Below are 279 nucleotides of genomic sequence, written 5' to 3' on the forward strand. Positions count from 1 at the left end.
GTACAGGATAGGTAGGAGCCTATGAAATCGGGACGCTAGTTTCGGTGGAGGCGTTGTTGGGATACTACCCTTGTGTTATGGCTACTCTAACCTAGATAGGCTATCCCTATCGGAGACAGTGTCTGACGGGCAGTTTGACTGGGGCGGTCGCCTCCTAAAAGGTAACGGAGGCGCCCAAAGGTTCCCTCAGAATGGTTGGAAATCATTCGCAGAGTGTAAAGGTATAAGGGAGCTTGACTGCGAGAGCTACAACTCGAGCAGGGACGAAAGTCGGGCCTA

General features: G+C 52.3%; 1 rRNA gene. It reads left to right on the top strand.

What is annotated here, in order from left to right:
* A 23S ribosomal RNA gene (locus HMPREF2937_RS13095) occupies window positions 1-279 on the top strand; the annotation flags it as partial.

The sequence above is a fragment of the Staphylococcus sp. HMSC061G12 genome (assembly GCF_001838465.1).
GTDB lineage: Bacteria > Bacillota > Bacilli > Staphylococcales > Staphylococcaceae > Staphylococcus > Staphylococcus simulans.